General features: G+C 38.9%; 14 protein-coding genes, 1 pseudogene and 1 riboswitch. Of the genes and pseudogenes, 7 read left to right on the forward strand and 8 right to left on the reverse strand.

The window, feature by feature from the left end; translation table 11 throughout:
• Nucleotides 1-76: 76 nt before the first annotated feature.
• A complete protein-coding gene (locus OLD84_RS18440) occupies nucleotides 77-1,192 on the reverse strand; it encodes a 5-methyltetrahydropteroyltriglutamate--homocysteine S-methyltransferase (RefSeq protein WP_209463355.1) in 1,116 nt (371 codons plus the stop codon).
• 65 nt (nucleotides 1,193-1,257) lie between these two features.
• A riboswitch (SAM riboswitch) is annotated at nucleotides 1,258-1,363 on the reverse strand.
• Between the two features lie 63 nt (nucleotides 1,364-1,426).
• Between OLD84_RS18440 and OLD84_RS18445 the strand changes: the two are divergent.
• Nucleotides 1,427-1,681 (forward strand): annotated as a pseudogene (locus OLD84_RS18445) (SDR family oxidoreductase); the annotation flags it as partial.
• A 25-nt stretch (nucleotides 1,682-1,706) separates the two neighbouring features.
• Here the strand turns inward: OLD84_RS18445 and OLD84_RS18450 are convergent.
• Both OLD84_RS18450 and OLD84_RS18455 read right to left on the reverse strand, forming a co-directional pair.
• On the reverse strand, nucleotides 1,707-2,228 hold the full coding sequence (locus OLD84_RS18450; protein WP_209463353.1) for a D-glycero-alpha-D-manno-heptose-1,7-bisphosphate 7-phosphatase: 522 nt from the start codon (nucleotides 2,226-2,228) through the stop codon (nucleotides 1,707-1,709).
• 39 nt (nucleotides 2,229-2,267) lie between these two features.
• A complete protein-coding gene (locus tag OLD84_RS18455) occupies nucleotides 2,268-2,690 on the reverse strand; it encodes a pyridoxamine 5'-phosphate oxidase family protein (RefSeq protein WP_209463352.1) in 423 nt (140 codons plus the stop codon).
• 181 nt (nucleotides 2,691-2,871) lie between these two features.
• Here OLD84_RS18455 and ggt point away from each other — a divergent pair, with 181 nt between their 5' ends.
• Both ggt and OLD84_RS18465 read left to right on the forward strand, forming a co-directional pair.
• Nucleotides 2,872-4,521: a gamma-glutamyltransferase gene (ggt, locus tag OLD84_RS18460; protein WP_209463351.1), complete on the forward strand. Its 1,650-nt coding sequence runs from the start codon at nucleotides 2,872-2,874 to the stop codon at nucleotides 4,519-4,521.
• A 36-nt stretch (nucleotides 4,522-4,557) separates the two neighbouring features.
• The gene (locus OLD84_RS18465) at nucleotides 4,558-6,165 is read left to right on the forward strand and encodes an L-lactate permease (protein WP_209463350.1); all 1,608 of its coding nucleotides are present in this window, start codon (nucleotides 4,558-4,560) and stop codon (nucleotides 6,163-6,165) included.
• Between the two features lie 247 nt (nucleotides 6,166-6,412).
• Here OLD84_RS18465 and OLD84_RS18470 read toward each other — a convergent pair whose 3' ends face one another.
• A complete protein-coding gene (locus tag OLD84_RS18470; protein WP_209463349.1) occupies nucleotides 6,413-9,316 on the reverse strand; it encodes a DEAD/DEAH box helicase in 2,904 nt (967 codons plus the stop codon).
• Nucleotides 9,317-9,434: 118 nt separating this feature from the next.
• Entirely contained in the window at nucleotides 9,435-9,833 is a 399-nt protein-coding gene (locus OLD84_RS18475; protein WP_209463348.1) for a (deoxy)nucleoside triphosphate pyrophosphohydrolase, read from the reverse strand.
• Between the two features lie 193 nt (nucleotides 9,834-10,026).
• Here OLD84_RS18475 and OLD84_RS18480 point away from each other — a divergent pair, with 193 nt between their 5' ends.
• The 4 genes from OLD84_RS18480 (at nucleotide 10,027) to OLD84_RS18495 (ending at nucleotide 13,140) form a co-directional block, all read left to right on the forward strand.
• Nucleotides 10,027-10,287: a PDDEXK family nuclease gene (locus tag OLD84_RS18480; protein WP_209463347.1), complete on the forward strand. Its 261-nt coding sequence runs from the start codon at nucleotides 10,027-10,029 to the stop codon at nucleotides 10,285-10,287.
• Between the two features lie 118 nt (nucleotides 10,288-10,405).
• Nucleotides 10,406-11,536, forward strand: a complete 1,131-nt coding sequence (locus OLD84_RS18485) for a glycerate kinase (protein WP_209463346.1) — start codon at nucleotides 10,406-10,408, stop codon at nucleotides 11,534-11,536.
• A gap of 169 nt (nucleotides 11,537-11,705) precedes the next feature.
• Nucleotides 11,706-12,857, forward strand: coding sequence for a beta-aspartyl-peptidase (gene iadA, locus OLD84_RS18490; protein ID WP_209463345.1), 1,152 nt, complete (start codon nucleotides 11,706-11,708; stop codon nucleotides 12,855-12,857).
• 163 nt (nucleotides 12,858-13,020) lie between these two features.
• The gene (locus OLD84_RS18495) at nucleotides 13,021-13,140 is read left to right on the forward strand and encodes a DUF4023 family protein (RefSeq protein WP_209463344.1); all 120 of its coding nucleotides are present in this window, start codon (nucleotides 13,021-13,023) and stop codon (nucleotides 13,138-13,140) included.
• Nucleotides 13,141-13,231: 91 nt separating this feature from the next.
• Here OLD84_RS18495 and OLD84_RS18500 read toward each other — a convergent pair whose 3' ends face one another.
• From OLD84_RS18500 to OLD84_RS18510, 3 genes are all read right to left on the reverse strand, one after another.
• Nucleotides 13,232-14,833, reverse strand: coding sequence for a glutathione ABC transporter substrate-binding protein (locus OLD84_RS18500; RefSeq protein WP_209463343.1), 1,602 nt, complete (start codon nucleotides 14,831-14,833; stop codon nucleotides 13,232-13,234).
• Between the two features lie 411 nt (nucleotides 14,834-15,244).
• Nucleotides 15,245-16,120: a Cof-type HAD-IIB family hydrolase gene (locus OLD84_RS18505; RefSeq protein ID WP_209463342.1), complete on the reverse strand. Its 876-nt coding sequence runs from the start codon at nucleotides 16,118-16,120 to the stop codon at nucleotides 15,245-15,247.
• Nucleotides 16,121-16,942: 822 nt separating this feature from the next.
• Nucleotides 16,943-17,497, reverse strand: coding sequence for an NADPH-dependent FMN reductase (locus OLD84_RS18510; RefSeq protein ID WP_209463341.1), 555 nt, complete (start codon nucleotides 17,495-17,497; stop codon nucleotides 16,943-16,945).
• Nucleotides 17,498-17,817: the final 320 nt, after the last annotated feature.

A 17,817-nucleotide genomic window follows, 5' to 3' on the forward strand; every position in this document is an offset into this window, starting at 1 on the left:
CTCCCTCCTGCATTCCTATTCTTCCTAAAGAAACCTGCAATCATTAACTGCGATTTCTCTGAAATTTGGTGCCCGCTTATTGCCACACTTCTTCAGAAATTTCCACAATATGGCGGATTTTATCCCATTGCTGATCTTCCGTTAAATCATTACCCTCTTCAGTTGAAGCAAATCCACATTGCGGACTAAGACATAGATTATCATAGGATAGATATCCAGCCGCTTCGGCAATTCGCTCTTTTACCAGGTCTTTATTTTCCAGCTCAGCAAATTTGGATGTAACTAAACCTAGTACAACATGCAGATCGTCCCTGTTTACAAATTTCAGCGGTTCAAATCCGCCTGAACGCCCGTCGTCAAATTCCAGAAAAAGCCCGTCAACATGCAGTCCACCGAATATCGTTTCGGATGCCTTATCATACGAACCTGAACTAAAATAATGGGAACGATAATTGCCCCGGCAGATATGCATGGTAACCAGAAGGTCATCCGGACGATCGGCTATCGATTCATTGATAGCACGTTTGCATAATTTTTGCAGTTCGGCAGGCTCATACCCTTTCGCGCGAATCGATTGTTCCCCCTCTTCCGATAAAAAGGAAGCCCATGATGTATCATCAAGCTGTATATAACGGCATCCTGCATCATAAAAAGCCTGAATCGCTTTTTTATAAGCAGTCGTTAAATCTCCCAACAGTTCCTCGATATCACCATAAACCTCATTATCAATTCCCGCCCGAACCAGGAGCATATTAGGACTTGGAATGGACTGCTTGGCAACATGATCATCGCCTACCTCCCCTTGCAAAAATCGGAAATGATCCAGAAATGGATGATCTTCATTAAAATCAACCTTGCCTGTTACACGAATCGCACGGGCTTTTGTTTCAATGCCATCAAACTTCAATCCAGTGTCTGATTCGAATCCTTCCACACCTACCAGACTTTCCAAAAAGTCAAAATGCCACCAGGAACGGCGGAACTCCCCATCCGTAATTGACTTAAGTCCAGTCTTCTTCTGTTTTTCAACAAGTTTGGTTATTTCTTCATCTTCAATGGTACGCAGCTGCTGGGCAGAAATTTCTCCATTTGTCTTTTGAGCTCTCGCTTGTTTAAGACGTTCCGGTCTTAGAAAGCTACCCACATGATCTGCTTTAAATGGTGCCTTGCGATCTAATTTTGTTGTTGTCATTGTATCCGCTCCTTTTAATCAAAAAAGCCCCTTCGATTAAGAAGAGGCATTATCATGCGATCATCTTCTTATCTCCCAAGTTTCATCAACTTGCTAGAAGTAGCACCTTGTTATCATAACAGGTTGCTGAAGCGTCATCGGGCTTAGTCCCTCTGCCTCTCTTAATAAGAATGTTACTGAATTGTTTGAAATTACTATACCAATGATAGTAGCATTTTTATAGATAAATAGCAAGGGAAGCATAACGTAAGCATCAATGCCATTGCACCAGGTGCGATTATGACCGCGATGGTGGAAGGATCCTTGAAACAAATGGGCGGAGATAATTGGGAAGAAGCTGGCAGAGAATTTGTCAGTGTTAACCCGATGAAACGATTTGGTCAACCAGAAGAAGTTGGACGTTTGGTTGCCTTCTTATTATCACAGGAATCGCGATTCATCAATGCAACCGTCATTCCCATTGATGGCGGACAATCCTCACAATATTAATGACGAAGGGTGGCACGCCTATGTGTCACCCTTTTGATTTTGCAAATGAAATAAGATCCGCAAAGTCCATATCTGCATCAACTGAGCTTTCTTCACGATCGCCTACAAGAACGGTACGTACCCCTGCTCTCTTGCCTGCTTCTATATCGGGTTCACGATCCCCTACCATATAACTTTTCTCTAAATCAATTGCATGTTTTTCCGCCAGATCCAAAATCATTTGTGGCTTTGGTTTACGACATGCACAATTTGCACGCGGCTTGTGGGGACAATAACGGATGTCATCAATCGTTGCACCATATGTGGCTAGATCATCTTTCATTTTTTTATGTACCTTTTTCAAAGCCGACTCTTCCATGAATCCGAGTCCAATTCCACCTTGATTGGTTACAACAAAAACCTTAAACCCCAAATCATTGAACCGCCTTATAGCTTGACCGACACCATCCAGTAAATGGAAGTCCTTGGGCTTGTTCACGAACTTCACCCGATTGGTGAGTACTTCATTGATTACACCATCGCGGTCTAGGAACATCGCTCGATTCATATCATCACCTTCAAATAAGCATACTCATTTCTTGGTCTATTAAAACTCCAATTCCTTTGGAGCTTCACCTTGTTTATTCATCACCCGGATGGCGGTTGGATTAATCTCCAATAAGACAAGTTCTGGATCCTCCGGGCCATCAAAATAAAGTTTCATCTTGTCATTCCACAGCTCCTTTTTCAGTTCTTCCGAATTATTTAAGGAAACCTTCCCTTCATATTCCACATATTCATCGCCAAATCCCTCACCCTCGTATCCGAGCAGAATATGAGTGAAAGGATTCGCTTCCGTTTCCTCTGCCTTATCCGTTTCCTTGCTCGTTAACGTATAGAGTTTCAACCCTTCACTGAAAAATGTCATGTACCTTGAATGGGGTTTATTATTCTTCACTGTTGCCATTGGCCCAACATAGTTGCTTTTTAGAATTTCTTCAACGGTTGCTTTGATCTCCTGTTGACTCATTTATATGCACTCCTTTTTTATTGCTGGTGAAAATAGTATTCCTTCCATCTTGAAAAATAAACATCTCTCTGACTTCAAGGATGAAGCACGAGGACGATTCTCGGTTCCTAAGTTTATCTTATAAAATAAATGGGAAGAAAATAAATTATGAACGTTAAATCAGAGAAATAGGAGGTATATTTTGGGACTACAAAATGGAAAAAATGATTCGTTCTTAGATACAGGCAGGCCTGTAGTGGAAGGGAAGAATGGAGCCGTCACTTCTCCTCATTATTTAGCTACGCAAACGGGGAAGAGGATTCTTGATCAAGGTGGCCATGCGGTAGAAGCAGCTATCGCAGTTAATTCTGTGCTTTGTGTGGTTATTCCGCATATGGCAGGGTTAGGAGGAGATTTATTTGCGTTAGTCTGGGATCAGCATGAAAAAGAAGTCAAATCTTTAAATGGAAGCGGGAAGTCTGGAAGTCAAGTAAACCGAGAAGTCTATAAACAAAAGGGGCTTAACGAGATCCCAGAGCGTGGGCCATTAGCGGTGAATACTGTCCCAGGAACTGTAGACGGATGGTGGAGCCTTCACCAGCATTACGGTAAGTTAGAGTGGTCATTGCTATTTGAAGATGCTATTCACTATGCCAAAGAAGGTTTTCCAATTACAGAAAAGACAAGTAGCTATGTCCAAGAAAAAGCCGATTTATTAAATGAACAACCGGAGACGGCGAATGTGTTTTTTAAAAATGGACGTCCGATTTTATCAGGTGAGCTTCTCGTCCAACCTAATTTAGCATGGGCTTTTGAACAAATTTCCAAAGAGGGTAGAGATGCCTTTTATAAAGGGGATATCGCAGACAAAATTATCGCCTCTATGGAAAAGCATGATGGATTAATGGTGAAAGAAGATTTTACCAATCATACAGTTGAGTGGGAAGACCCGATATCAACAAATTACAGAGGATATGAAATCTATCAAGTAAAACCAAATACGCAAGGCATTGCTGTATTAATGATGTTAAACATGCTAGAAAAGTATGATTTGACTTCGATTGGTGATGGCACTCCAGATTATTATCACCTAATGGCAGAAGTAGCCAAACTAAAATTCCGTTTTCGAGATGAATGGGTCACCGATTCACAATCTATTGATTTACCCTACGACACCCTCTTATCTAAGTCATTCTCATCTGAAGTTAATGAACATTTTTCTTGGAATAATATATTTCGCCCAGAGGAGTTGGAAGAGCTCCCAAAAGTTAAAGGAAGCCGTGACACCGCCTACCTGAGTGTTGTTGATAAGGAAGGGAACAGCATTTCTTTAATTCAAAGTATTTTTCATGAATTTGGCTCTGGATTTATGCCAGAGGGCGTTGGCTTCTTTTTACAAAATCGGGGCTCCCATTTTAGTTTAGATCCAAATCATCCAAATTCTTTAGAACCAAATAAGCGTACGTTTCATACAATCATTCCTGGCATGGCACTGAAGGATGGTAAGCCTTATATGTTATTCGGAGCTATGGGAGGAGAAGGACAACCTCAAACGCAATGTGCCATGCTTACTAGGGTAATAGACTTTGGCTATAACATACAACAGGCAATAGAAGCACCACGTTGGTTATACGGTAAAACATGGGGAGAAGATAGTTCCTCATTTAATTTAGAAGGTAGAGTAACAAGTGAAATAATTGATGATTTGAAGAAGCGTGGGCATGAGATTGAAATGGTAGAGAATTATTCGCAAACAATGGGCCATGCACAAGGGGTTGTCATTGATCACAAAAGAGGAGTGTATAGTGCTGGAGCAGACCTGCGCGGTGATGGAATTGCCTTGTGCTGGTAAGTAATAGTTATAAAAGTTAGCTTGGAGGATTTGATAATGGATAACAATTTACCGGTCGATTTATTACATTGGTCTTTAGCGATCTTACCATTGGTACTGCTTCTGCTTATGCTAGTTGTTTTCAAATGGTCTGGTGGTAGATCAGGTTGGATCGCTATGGCTATTGCGACATTAATCGGTTTTTTCATGTACGAAGCTCCCTTGGATAACCTGGCTGTTGGATTTGGAAAAGGGCTTTGGGAGGCATTTTTTATACTATTGGTTGTGTGGTTTGCTTTATTACTTTACCACGCCACAGATGAATCTGGCTCATTTAAAGTCATAAGGGAGAAAATACAAGATCATAGCCAAAATTATTTATTTATTGTACTTGGTTTTGGTTGGGTGTTTGCTTCTTTTCTCCAAGGTGTAGCTGGATTTGGAGTACCTATTGCAGTAGTAGCTCCCCTTTTACTAGGAATAGGCGTTAAGCCTGTTGCTGCAATTATCATTCCTTTAATTGGCCATGCCTGGGCAAATATGTTCGGAACACTAGGTGTGGGCTGGATCGCAACTGTAAATACGGTACAAATTGATAATGAGGCATTGACACTTATACTTACAGGAATACTGTTGTGGATACCGAATATAATAGGTGGGCTCATGATTTGCTGGCTGTTTGCAAGATGGAAAGGTATAAAAGAGGGTTTCCTAGCTGTGATTATTATTTCGCTTATTCATGGTGGAGGCCAACTTGCCATCGTCGCATTCAACCCTGAACTTAGCACATTTATACCGGCTATTCTGGCCGTAGGTGCACTTTTTCTACTGTCTAAACGCAAACAATATAGTGAAAAATCAGAGCTTGAGGATGAAACAGACATTCTTTACGACACGGATTCTAAGGAAGAAGGAAAGCCTGACATATCACTTCATAAGGCCTTTATGCCGTATTATGTTTTAACAGGTTTGAGTGTTGTGTTTCTTGGGATACAACCAATACAAAACTTTTTGGATCAATTTCAATTTGGCTTTTCTTTCCCAGCGGTGGAAACGGGATACGGATTTGAAATGGAGGCTGAAGACCCTTACTCCCCTATTGCTCCGTTGACACATCCAGGCTTCTATTTACTCGTATCATTTATTTTTGCTTACTTTTGGTACAAGTACTTAGGCCTAAGTCATAAGAATACGGCTAAAAATATATTTTCCGGTATGAAGGAGAATGCTTTAGGGGCGTCACTCGCGATAACAGGATTTTTAACGATGACAATGATTATGGAAAATTCAGGTCAAACAAATGTACTTGCACTTGGAATTGCAGACGTTTCACCACCTGCTGTTTATGTGGCCTTAGCAAACGTAATGGGAATCATTGGTGCATTTATGACTTCATCGAACACCTCATCCAATGTGCTTTTCGCTCCGTTACATGGATCAGTTGTGAATTCGATGGAAAGTTTATCAATGTCACTAGTGATTGCCGCACAGTCAACTGGTGGAGCTATCGGTAATGTTATTTCACCAGCCAGCATTGTCCTAGGAACCAGTACAACGAATATTCTAGGAAGGGAATCCGAAGTGTATAAAGTTACACTTACGTTCGTACTAATCGCAGGTGTTCTAGTATCTGGAGTAGCTGTATTGATGCACTATATCATTTGATAAACTGTGTAGTAGGCCTGACTTAACCTGTGCAGGTACAAAGAAATAACCATCGATGAAGCATGGCGAATCTGCTATGTTTCACCGATTAGGTAGCTAGGAAAGTTTATATTTTAGCATGAAAATAAATCCATTTTCATGCTAAGTGATTGCTATGAGAAGCTAAGACATTGAAAACGAGAGCAGTATTCTGCTCTCGTTTGTCTATAGTGCGTGTTTTTAAGCGGGGATGAAGGGGATGAAAGGATCAGTTATCATGTTTCCCATCCACAATATAATGATAAAGCTTATTATTCACCGGCTGCTCCATCACCATATTCATATGAACAACTGGAATTTCTTTCCCTTCCTTATCTTCCATCGTATCTTGTTGAACCGTATTTTTATCAGGCAAAACTTGACCTAAATAATAAAACCCACTTCCTTCGTCATCATCTTTTTTAGTGAAGAAGTGCAGGTCAATATTATTTTCTTCTGCATGAATAATTTTTTTAACTTCTGCAGATTTTAAGGTTCTATTACTTCTCGTATACCATTTAAAAACATCTGGACTGAGGAGTTCATCTCCATAATTAACACTAGATTCTACCTCGCTATTTTTATGGTACGTAACAAATATCGGGCACGTCTGATGTTTTGGTTTGTAACCATACATGGTTGAACTCTCATCACTATCCCAGTTTAACAGTTTACAAGCATCTTTTCTCGAATACTTTTCATATAAAGTAAGCTGCTGACTACATTGATATTTCTCGCTTTTTTTTCTTGCAGTTAGCAAAATATCTTTTATCATATGATTGAAATGTTCATTTGAATTTAATTTTTCCTTTATTTTTCCATTAAACACGTACGTATTGTCTTCCTGCTTCGTTACGATCGCCTCTTCCCCATACTTCACCTGATCAGGTTGTGTAAAGAAAGATAGATCCAGCACGCGACCGACAGATTGAATTGTTGCGTCATCTATACGACATTTAGCTTCACTCAAATGATCAAGATATTCATCATGATCAACTGCGCCACGTTGCAGTAACAGCTCCAACAAAATAAGCTCATGCTTACGCTTTCCATTCAACACTTCTGATGACAGCATTGTTAGCACCCTATTTTCATAGTCAGTAATGCTCGAAACTTCTTCTTTCATCTTTATTAAAAATTGATGATAATTTTTATGCTTACCTGTAATAACAACTGGATCAATAGAATTATTTGTTACAAAATCATACATATAGGGTGTTTTTCCAATTCTATTCTTTAATTCCACAAATGCCTCTTTTAAAATTTTCATTGCTGTAAGGTTGCTGTTATTAATCGACTTAAAGATTTGCTTTTTAGCTATTTCCTCAAAATTAATGGTTGAAACACCTTTAATATAACTTGTTTCCAGTGTACGTCTACGTATATTGTCTTTGTTTTGAGATTTATCTCCTGAAAGGGCTACTGGAATGAGGTAGTTATTTTTATAATTACCAATAAAATCAATGACCGTGACGAAGTCTTTTGAATCATGCTTACGGAGGCCACGACCTAGCTGTTGAATAAAAACGATACTAGATTGCGTTTGCCTTAGCATAACTACTTGATTGATACTCGGAATATCAATCCCCTCATTAAAAATATCCACGGTTAAAATATAATCAAGCGCGCCATTCTCTAATCGGTTTACTTGTTGTATTCTTTCTTCTTGGGCATTATCTCCAGTTAACGCAACCGTACGATATCCTTTATTATTTAATGCCACAGATAATCTTTTTGCTTCTTCTTTTTTACTGCAGAAAATTAATCCTTTTACTCTTTCTCCTGAAAAGCCATAGTAATCAACCTTTTCAATGATATGATTGACGCGATCTTCGGTAACCAGGTTTGATAAGATAGTTGCGTCATCTATTACTTCACCATTATATTCAAGATCCGTGACCCCAAAATAGTGAAAAGGAGTTAGCATGTTTTCTTCAAGTGCTTCCTGCAACCGAATTTCGTATGCAATATGGTAGTCAAATAGCTCATAGATATTAAAATCATCTGTACGTTCAGGTGTAGCAGTCATTCCCATTAAAAACACTGGATTAAAATAATCAATGACGCGCTGATAGGACGTAGCACCTGCTTTATGTACCTCATCAATTAAAATATAATCAAACTCTTCCGGATCAAAATGGTTTAAGTTTTCCTCTTTTGAAATAGTCTGGATAGTAGCAAACAAATACTTAGCATCTGTTTGCTTACTTGAACCTGATAAAATTCCATAATCGATGTCGCGACCACCAAGAACCCTTTGGAAGTCCATTTTTGCTTTATTTAATATTTGCTCACGATGAACGATAAAGAGTGTTTTCTTCGGTGCAAACCGTCTCACATCAAACGCAGATAGATATGTCTTGCCAGTCCCTGTAGCTGAAATAACCAAACCTTTTTGATGACCAGCTTCTCGAACTGCTTGTATTTGTTGCAGGGCATCCTGCTGCATCTTATTTGGTTTAATTTCCAATGCATCCTTAATAGAATTGGTATTATATTCAGCTGGCATTTCTACTACTCTATCTGCTGCATTAAAATCTAATGGTTGATATGTCTTTTCATATTGATATACCCATTCATCATTTAATGGTTGAGCCGCCTCCCAGACATCTTCAAACTGATTTTTAAAGTGATGGATAACTTCTCCGTCTTCATGCGAAGTAAGTTTTACATTCCATTCATAGTTTACTTTTAATGCCTGTGCAGTTAGATTCGAACTTCCCACAATTAAAGAATAATAGTCTCCATGATTAAATATATAACCCTTCGCATGGAATCCTTGCATATCCGCTAATCTCACTTCTACATTTGTAATTTTCATCAGTTCTTTAAACACTTTAGGTTGATTAAAATTTAAGAATGTAGATGTTAAAATACGACCATGTATCCCTCTTTTTTTAAGATCTAAAAAATGGGATTTTAACGTAGCTAGTCCACTTTCGGTGATAAATGCAACAGAAAAAATAAAAGACTTACTTGTTTCGAGTTCTTCCAGTAATGGATTTAAAACGTTCTCATTTTGTTTCGTATCATTAACTAACAACTTCGGTGAAAACCTACTTGATTCTTTATATTTTTGATCGATAAATCCTTTATGTAAAGACGCTTCTAAATTTTGAATGAAATTCTCCATGTTAACCACCAATCATTACCGATAGATACACGCCAATCTTACTATTCTCTAGTTAGTCTATCAAATTATTTGTTACTATTAAAAAGCCACTCACCCAGTTGCAAGTGGCTAAATATTTCTATGAGATTAAATCAGTAGATAGCTTTTCTATGGCCGGAATATCCGCTGGTGCCCAATCAAGGGTTGAAAGTTCACTTGGTGGCAGCCATTTTATTTCTTTATGTTCTGTTAAAATAGGTTCACCCTCAATTAGTGTACAATAATATGTCGTTAAATGGACGACCCCGAAATCATATTCATAAACGGTATACTCTACTTGTTCACCAACTTCTATTTTACAATGCATCTCTTCACTAACTTCACGTTTTAATGCATCTTTAGCTGTTTCCTCTTTTTCAATTTTACCACCAGGAAATTCCCATTTATAAGCTAAGGTTTTAGTTTGCCCTCTTTGTGCACATAATATTTTATTGTTTTCAATAATTACTGCTCCGACGACGTGTATATCTTTTTTCATGGTATGCCTCCTCTATATACTTTTAACCTTCAAAATGCTCTTGAATTAGACTTTCAAGCATTTTGACTTCTCCGTCCATGTACCTGATTTCCACCATAATTAATAGAAGTTCAATCTATCTGTTAGGGACCACCGAAAATTCATGATACGATATATTAAAATCTAAATTTTCTATAATCAGGGTAGGGATGCAATGCGTAATAAAAAATTAGACAAAGAATCCTTAAACAGCATTATAAATAATTTTAAAACCTTTTACAGGGATAAATTTGCTACCAAACATATGAGAAATACAGCTCAACTAACAAGTTTAAAAGAATTTAACTATGATCATTTTCTTGATAAATACAAAACAAAATTCCTTAATAATAATGATGATACGTTAAGTATAGCAAAATCTTTAATTTATCAACAAATTTTAGGCCAATCAGTTAACATACTATTTGAGCAGTGATTTCAAGAACATTATAAAATAATTTTCAAGGACTTTTTATCACCTATTCCTGGAATCGACATTGAATTTATGGACAAACTCGATGGGAGAACAAGTTTTGACGAAGGAGGACTCTACCATGAATATTATAGTAGCACCAGACTCATTCAAAGGAAGCTTAACATCCATTCAAGCCGCGACAACCATGAGACGAGCCATTCACTCGATCAATCACAAAGACAACGTTATCTCCAAACCTATGGCTGATGGCGGTGAAGGAACAGTTGACGCACTCCAATCCTCATCAGACGGGGAACAAATAACACTTTCCTGTACCGGTCCATTGGGCGAAAAAATCGAAACCTATTATGCGATAATCGATGGCAACACAGCTGTGATTGAAGTCGCAAACATAGCCGGCCTTGTCCAGGTAACGGAGCAGGAGCGAAATCCAGATACGACCACAACGTATGGCCTTGGAGAAGTTATCCGCGGGGCATTGGATCGTGGCTGTACTTCTTTCATTATTGGACTTGGTGGTAGCGCAACGAATGACGGTGGACTTGGTATGTTGCGCGCGCTCGGAATGAAAGCATGGGATGATAACGGACAGGAAATTGGTATTTTCGGTAAAGACATACGAAAAATAAATAAAGTTAGCTTCGATAAGATAGACCGGCGATTAAGTGCCGTTTCGATAAAAGTAGCTTGTGATGTGGAAAACCCTCTCTATGGAAATAATGGTGCAAGTGCGGTTTACGGGCCGCAAAAAGGAGCAACAAGGGAGCAGGTAGTAGCTTACGATAAAGCCTTCGAACGTTTTGCTTTGATTATTGAAAGACAACATGGCGAAAAGTATCACGACGTGGCAGGAGCAGGAGCTGCTGGGGGACTCGGTTTCGCTTTGCTGATCCTCGGCGCTAAACTCGTCTCAGGTGCAGAGCTAGTCGCAGAAGCCGCTAATCTAAAACAGGTGATCAAGCAAGCTGACCTTGTGATTACCGGTGAAGGTCAAAGTGATGAACAAACCTTATACGGGAAGGCTCCAGGGTATATCGCAAATTTGGCGAACGCATACCATGTTCCAGCCATCTTAGTTTCTGGTTCACTTACAGGCGATCAAGATAAGCTCCGCAGTCAGTTCCAAGGTTGCTTTTCGATTATCACTAGTCCGATGACGATTCAAGAGTGTATGGAACAGGCAGAAGAACTTCTGTTTAATCAAACGAAACAAGTCATGCATTTCATTCATGCTATGCAAAATAAATAGACAGCACGAATTGGATGTTAGCTTACAGAATATCCAAGCTCGCCAAATTTCAAACGCTCGACCGTCTAATTGTTAGATAATGATTTTCTCCAGCAATGGATATGCTAAACTAGCAATATCACTAATTTTCATATTAGTATGACTTAATCTTGTTAAAAGGAGTCCTAAAATGATTACACTGATTAAAAATGGTGAGGTATATTCTCCAGATTACCTCGGAAAGCAATCCATCTTAGTTTTCGGAGATGAAATTGTAAAAATAGATGAAGTTGATGAGGATAAGCTACTTGATATTGGGTTAGATGTGACCATTATTGATGCGGAAAACGCCATTGTAACACCTGGTCTCATTGATCCACATGTTCACTTAATTGGTGGCGGAGGTGAAGGCGGGTTTGCCACAAGAACACCGGAGATACAATTGAGTGATATCATAAATTCTGGCATCACCACCGTTGTGGGATTATTAGGAACGGATGGAACAACCAGACATATGACCTCCCTATTAGCCAAAGCAAGGGGGCTAGAGGAAGAGGGGCTGACTACTTATATTTATTCTGGAAATTATCATGTTCCAACACCTTTCATTACGTCCTCTATAAAAGATGATGTGATCCTTATTGATAAAGTAATTGGGGCTGGCGAGATTGCCATTTCGGATTCAAGGTCGGCTCAGCCTTCCCTTCATGAATTAGCCAAACTAGTGTCAGAAGCAAGAATAGGTGGTTTATTAAGTGGAAAAGCAGGGGTAACCCATTTTCACGTTGGTCCTGGAAAAGAAAAGCTCTCCCTATTGCATCAACTTATAGACAACTATGAAATTCCACCTTCCAAGCTTTATGCAACACATATTAATCGAAGTAAGGAATTAATCGATGATGCGATCTCACTTAGCAAAAAGGGATCCTTCGTTGACATTACTGCTGGAGATGAGACTGGAGAATTGATTCTTTATTTTAAAAATAACGGAGGCGATCTAAACCAATTAACGCTGTCTTCGGATGGAAATGGGAGTTTACCCAAGTTTAATCTAGAAGGAGAATTAATCGGTTTCGGGATTGCAAGTCCAAAAACATTGTATCAACAAGTCATTTCTGCTGTAATCGATTATCATGTTCCGCTTTCAGAAGCGCTATCCTTCGTAACAAGTAACACTGCTGAAGCATTGAATCTTCCTAAAAAAGGACAATTAAGAGAACACGGAGATGCAGATATACTAATACTGGATAGAGATACGTTACAAATTGAACACGCATTTGCTAAAGGAAAGCAAATGATTATGAACAAAGAGACGATCGTAAAAGGTACGTTTGAAATATAATACGTTATCGCAGTATAACAGGCAGTAAAACCCCCACTGAATGAAATTTTACTTTATCATTCATGGAACTGTTGAACCTGCTACATAGCATGATTACATGCATTTTTGCATCTCCAATTGGGTAAACTATACATAATGTTGCTCAGCCAAGGAGGGTTAGCGAATGGAAAGCACAGAAGCATTTGTAAGGAAATTTCAAGAAACCAAGAAGAAAGATGAGCTGAATAGAGCGAAACAAGGTAGTCGTAATCGATCAGATAGATTACCAAGTAAGCGACATTAATCCCAATTGTTCACCACAACTGCAATAAGCTGCATAAGCAGATAAAAGCCAAGCTCACATACCGCGAGCCTGGCTTTTACCATTCAACTTATTAATTTAATGTAACATCCTGTAATTGATACAAACCTGATGCATCTGCCCAGAATCCTTCTACATTATCTCGATGAGCCATAATATGTGCTGGGTGATACAAGAATGCCATTGGTGCTTGTTCGTTCAAGTACTCCGTTGCTTCAACATATAACTCCAATCGAGTATCTTCATCTTGCTCCACACGTGCTTCATGTAGCATTTCGTCAAATGTTTCATCTTCCATAAATGATCGATTACCTGTTGCTCCAACGTTATGGGAGTGGAACATCATATGCAATGGGTAATCTGCGTCAGCTGTCCCTAGAGAAAGCCCTAGAATAAACATTTCGTGTTCTCCATTAGCCGTGCTATCTAAATAAGCTCCCCATTCAACAATTTCGATAGAAGCATCGATACCAATTTCGGCTAATTCATTCTGTGTATATGTTGCAATATCAATACGCTCTTGAGAGTCATTTGTCCATATCTCTGTTTCAAAGCCATCTTCATAGCCTGCTTCAGCTAATAAATCTTTTGCTTCTTCAATATCATATTCATGTGCTTCTACATCTTCACTATAACCAAATTGTGTTTCGTTGATTGGTCCTACAGCTTCTTCACCAGTTCCTTCCAAAATTCCCTCAATCATAGCCTCTCTATCAACTACTTTTGAAATAGCTTGACGAACTAATGGATCATCGAATGGTTCTTTTTGCATATTAAATCCAAGGTATGTGATACTCGCTGCATCTCGCATGTAAACATGCGCTTCCTCTGCATTTTCTATTTGACCCATATCACTTGCTGTTAGTGGATCAATAATATGCGAATCTCCAGTCTCCATCTCCGCCACACGGGTTAGATCCTCAGGTACCACTTTAAATGTAACAGTATCTACATTAGCGTTGTCACCCCAATAGTCTTCATTATTTGCAAGAACAATTTCTGCACCAGGGTCCCAACTTTCAAATTCAAACATTCCTGTCCCTACTGGATTTTCGTTAACATACGCACCATGTTGTTCGCCCTCTTCTACAGCTGCATAATCGGCTTCAATGATTTCTGGACTAAGTATACTGGAAGCATAATGAGCAAAATGTGCTGGAAGAGGCGCAAAAGGATCCTCTGTTACTAATTGAACTGTATGATCATCCACGACAATAACTTCTTCTATAAGATCAAATAGAACAGCACGCGGTGAGGCAAGTTCCTCATCCAAAATTCGTTCGACATTCATTTTTACGACTTCTGCATTGAATTCAGATCCGTCATGAAACGTCACGCCTTCCTCAAGCTCAAACTCCCATACGTCATCTTCTATTGCTTCCCAATCCTTGGCAAGAAGAGGCTCTAGTTCCATATCTTCATCAAATTTCAATAACGTTTCATAAATATTGATTTGAATATTACCCGACGGAACATCACTTGATGTATGTGGGTCTAGTGATGCAGCATCTGACCCTGTCCCTATAATTAAATCGTCACCTGCTTCTTCTGCACTATCACCCTCAGTTTCTGCTTCGCCGCTAGCCTCTTCATCGTCAGGCTCACTAGCACAAGCTATCAATGCAACCGACAATGCTAATAATAATACCAAAATCTTGAATGGATTTTCCTTCATGATGTTTCCCCCTTATATAAATGTGTATAATTTGATGAATTTTGTGAAAAATTTGATTAAAATTGTACGTATCACTTTTTTCGACAATTCTTTCATCTAGTAAAGTTTAGTATACCATATAAGATATCAAAGTATATTAAAAATTCTTAACGTGCAATAAAATAAGCCTAAAGACCTAATTTTAATATAACTTCTACCAAACAGACGATAAAAACCCCTAATTATCCAATCTAACAAAATAAAAGACTTATACATCCATTTCACAAATGGTTATAAGTCTTTTTTTATGGAATTACTCTTGGTCATTTTTATTTCATTGGAATGCCGTGGCGATAAGCCAGTCAATTCCCCACTTTTATTGAGAACGCGTTGGTAGGGTTTGAGGTTCTTTGGCTCGAGTCAGGCTTGGATTCACACTCTTTTCTCAGCTATTTCTTCTAGCATTTCTTCAATAGCTGCCGCCACGCCGTGCTCACCGTTTGCTTTTGTTGTATAGTCGCACATTTCCTTTATCTCCTTCTCTGCGTTTCCCATCGCAACACCACGTCCAGCCATTTTCAACATGCTCGAATCATTGAAATTGTCACCAATTGCCATGACATCTTTCATTTGAATTCCCATGCTCGCTGCAAGCCCCTCGAGGGCAATACCTTTCTGTGCATTTGGATGATTGAATTCAAGATTTATCTCGCCTGAAGACGTCACCACAACTCTATCATTATCCTTAAATTGGTTACGCACATTTATCAATTTATCCTTTTTCATCGAAAAACCTAATATCTTATAGATCTCAAGATTTTCCAAAGCGTAAATTTCATTATAATTTTCAATGAAGGTAACCGATTCCTCCTGTAAGCGATTCTTAGCACCTTCGCGAATTTCTGCCTCCGATAGATTTGGATTAGCGGATTGCATCACATCAACCATCACTTCTACAAAATACTCCCTGCTCGTCGAATAGATACCATGATTTGTAAAAAATTCGATATACATATCCGTTGCCTGACAAGACCGTTGAATGTCCTTGGCAACTTCCAAATCTAACCCCACACTTCGTATTAACTTATTACCTACCTCATATGTCCTCGCTCCATTCAGACAAATAAACGGACAATTTATCTCCGCATTCTGAAGCGGTTTGTTTGCAGCACCGTAAGATCTTCCAGTTGCAACAACAAATTTTACTCCCAAATCCATGGCCTTTTTTATGGCCTCTGCATTCTCTGCACTTATTTCACCTTGTTCATCTAAAAGTGTTCCATCTAAATCGGATGCAATTAATTTCATTATTTTCTCCTATCTATAAAACAGCCCACGTTCCTTTAACTAAAGCAGGCTGTATAAAAATTAATTTGGAAAAACTATTTTCGATACTTTTATTGCTTGGTTAAATGCTAAAACGAAACGGTACCTGCACGCAACCGCGTTACCAGCATCCCCTTTCTTTCCAATTCTCAGCAAGGTAGCTTTAATCCTAAAGCTCTTTGCATCAGTATTGTTGTTTTTAAAATTTCGCAGTTGGTAGAAACTGCGGCGTACCCGTTGGGTTTCTTTTCGCTACGGACCGTTGCTTTCCGCGGGCACGGCTTTGCCCTGGCAAAGGGTATGTCGACGTTGTTCGCAAAGAACGGTTTTAGTCGACCTTCCTTAGGATATTCATGCGGGGTCTTCAGACACGTGCTATTCCCGCAGGAGTCAACGGTCCTCCGCTCCAATCAACCATCATAAAAGTGGATGACTATGTTAGTCATACAATCAAGCAATTTTGATGAAGTTACAACGCACCCTACCAGCGGAGGAAATACACGGAGACTCCTGCGGGAACAGTGGCCAGAGTGAGACCCCGCAGAACGGAGTTCGAGGAGGCTCACGGGTCACCCGCGGAAAGCGTAGTGTATTTCCGTAGCGGTATTACGTCGCATTCTATGGTTCTCACCCAAAAAGGTAAGTTCAGACAATTGCATACAATATATGATGAATATTATGGTTTATCAAACACTATATATTGTGCTTCTGAAGATTTTTTTGTACGGAGTCGACCTTTTTGGGAACTAACCATTCTATAGATATTGTGCCAAAAACAAACAATCTTTTAAAAAACAGCCAACCCTAAAAAGATTCTGTTTCCATTTCCCCTATTCTGCCACTCATATTTACAACATCATGGGCGAGTTTATGAAGTCGTGACAAAATTTGTTCATCAACTATTTCTTTTTTATCGTTAAAGTACGTTTCCTCTATAAAAACATACTGTGGTAAAATCATTGCTTTCATATACGAAAGAATAGGTTTTAATTGATGTTCCATTACTAAATGATGCTTGGCAGATCCAGCGGTTGAAACGATTCCTACTGTTTTGTTGGTTATTGCATCAATTGGAAGTAAATCAAATAAATTCTTCAGTGTCCCAGGAATAGATGCCTGGTAAATCGGTGTTCCAATTATTAATGCATCTGAGGTGACAATTTTATTGATTAATGCTTTCGTTTCATCTGAATAATCCTGATAAGCTCGCCCATCACAAAATTCCATTTGGTATGTTTTTAAATCGACTAATTCAACTTCTATGTTCGTATAATTCTCCTTGATATTATTTAAAACCTTCTCTACCGTAATTTTTGTTTTTGATCCAACGATAGAACCGGCAATTCCTATGACCTTCATTCCATTCACCCCGTATTTTTATCTTCACGATATATCGCGTGCACGTGAGTTTCTCACTTGTATTCAATCCTATCTAGTTTAACTGATTTCCCGGCTAAAATCTTTCTTCCTGCTTGCACCGAACTGGCCAGTGTATCATTACCAATTTTTAGGATAAAAACTAGCATTAATCGTTATTCCTTTGATATTTTTTTAGAAAACTTGGCATTTACCAAGCCTTTCGGTTAATGCCTTAGTTGCACTTATGCAGTAAGAAAGTTTTTATACTTTCTTATCTGCGGACAAAATAAAACTTCATTCAGTAGAGAGTGTTCTCCCCC

This window comes from Virgibacillus natechei (genome assembly GCF_026013645.1).
GTDB lineage: Bacteria > Bacillota > Bacilli > Bacillales > Amphibacillaceae > Virgibacillus_L > Virgibacillus_L natechei.